Source organism: Cryobacterium lactosi, from assembly GCF_004403945.1.
Taxonomy (GTDB): domain Bacteria; phylum Actinomycetota; class Actinomycetes; order Actinomycetales; family Microbacteriaceae; genus Cryobacterium; species Cryobacterium lactosi.
The window spans coordinates 1-2,323 of record NZ_SOHM01000053.1 but is presented as its reverse complement, the minus strand read 5'-3'; the positions used below and the strand labels follow the sequence as shown (position 1 = coordinate 2,323).

At 53.4% G+C, this 2,323-nt stretch carries 1 rRNA gene; it reads left to right on the top strand.

The features are described 5' to 3' along the window. Positions 1-2,261 (top strand): 23S ribosomal RNA (locus tag E3T61_RS21765); the annotation flags it as partial. Positions 2,262-2,323: the final 62 nt, after the last annotated feature.

The following is a 2,323-nucleotide window of genomic DNA, read 5'->3' as shown; positions in this document are numbered from 1 at the left end:
GAAAGGCCAATCAAACTTCGTGATAGCTGGTTCTCTCCGAAATGCATTTAGGTGCAGCGTTGCGTGTTTCTTGCCGGAGGTAGAGCTACTGGATAGCCGATGGGCCCTAAAAGGTTACTGACGTTAGCCAAACTCCGAATGCCGGTAAGTGAGAGCGCAGCAGTGAGACGGTGGGGGATAAGCTTCATCGTCGAGAGGGAAACAACCCAGACCACCATCTAAGGTCCCAAAGCGCGTGCTAAGTGGGAAAGGATGTGGAGTTGCATAGACAACCAGGAGGTTGGCTTAGAAGCAGCCACCCTTGAAAGAGTGCGTAATAGCTCACTGGTCAAGTGATTCCGCGCCGACAATGTAACGGGGCTCAAGCACGCCACCGAAGTTGTGGCATTGATATTTTTGGTAAGCCGCACCCTTGTGGTGTTGGTTCAGCCGTGTTGATGGGTAGGAGAGCGTCGTGTGGCCAGCGAAGCGGCGGTGTAAACCAGCCGTGGAGGCTACACGAGTGAGAATGCAGGCATGAGTAGCGAAAGACGGGTGAGAAACCCGTCCTCCGAAAGATCAAGGTTTCCAGGGCCAGGCTAATCCGCCCTGGGTAAGTCGGGACCTAAGGCGAGGCCGACAGGCGTAGTCGATGGACAACGGGTTTATATTCCCGTACTGATGAAAAACCGTCCAAGCTAATCCAGTAATGCTAAGCATCTGAATCCTCTAGATGGATCCCTTCGGGGTGAAGCGTGAGGCCTAGCGTGCGACCCTATGCTGGTGCGGTTAGCGTATTAACAGGTGTGACGCAGGAAGGTAGCTGAGCCGGGCGATGGTTGTCCCGGTCTAAGGATGTAGGCCGAGAGATAGGCAAATCCGTCTCTCATATAAGGCTGAGACCCGATGGGTAGCCCGTAAGGGTGAAATCAGTGATCCTATGCTGCCAAGAAAAGCATCGACGCGAGGTTTTAGTCACCCGTACCCCAAACCGACTCAGGTGATCAGGTAGAGAATACTAAGGAGATCGAGAGAATCGTGGTTAAGGAACTCGGCAAAATGCCCCCGTAACTTCGGGAGAAGGGGGGCCTGAGGCGTGAAGGGATTTACTCCTGGAGCGTTCGAAGGCCGCAGAGACCAGTGGGAAGCGACTGTTTACTAAAAACACAGGTCCGTGCCAAGTCGCAAGACGATGTATACGGACTGACGCCTGCCCGGTGCTGGAAGGTTAAGAGGAACGGTTAGCCGCAAGGCGAAGCTGAGAATTTAAGCCCCAGTAAACGGCGGTGGTAACTATAACCATCCTAAGGTAGCGAAATTCCTTGTCGGGTAAGTTCCGACCTGCACGAATGGCGTAACGACTTCCCAGCTGTCTCAACCGCGAACTCGGCGAAATTGCATTACGAGTAAAGATGCTCGTTACGCGCAGCAGGACGGAAAGACCCCGTGACCTTTACTACAGCTTGGTATTGGTGTTCGGTGTGGCTTGTGTAGGATAGGTGGGAGACTTTGAAGCTTGGACGCTAGTTCAGGTGGAGTCATCGTTGAAATACCACTCTGGTCATATTGGATACCTAACTTCGAACCGTGATCCGGTTCAGGGACAGTGCCTGGTGGGTAGTTTAACTGGGGCGGTTGCCTCCTAAAAAGTAACGGAGGCGCCCAAAGGTTCCCTCAACCTGGTTGGCAATCAGGTGTCGAGTGTAAGTGCACAAGGGAGCTTGACTGTAAGACTGACAAGTCGAGCAGGGACGAAAGTCGGGACTAGTGATCCGGCAGTGGCTTGTGGAAGCGCTGTCGCTCAACGGATAAAAGGTACCTCGGGGATAACAGGCTGATCTTGCCCAAGAGTCCATATCGACGGCATGGTTTGGCACCTCGATGTCGGCTCGTCGCATCCTGGGGCTGGAGTAGGTCCCAAGGGTTGGGCTGTTCGCCCATTAAAGCGGTACGCGAGCTGGGTTTAGAACGTCGTGAGACAGTTCGGTCCCTATCCGCTGCGCGCGCAGGAAATTTGAGAAGATCTATCCCTAGTACGAGAGGACCGGGATGGACGAACCTCTGGTGTGTCAGTTGTTCCGCCAGGAGCACCGCTGATTAGCTACGTTCGGAACGGATAACCGCTGAAAGCATCTAAGCGGGAAGCCGGCTTCGAGATGAGATTTCCATCCCTTAGGGGGAGAGGCTCGCAGCTAGACTACTGCGTTGATAGGCCGGATGTGGAAGAGAGGACTAAAGACTCTTGGAGCTGACCGGTACTAATAAGCCGATAATTTGATAACACTCAGTTTGAATAAGCTGCTATGCGTCCACTATGTGGTTCTCGATGTACGGTCGAGAACAA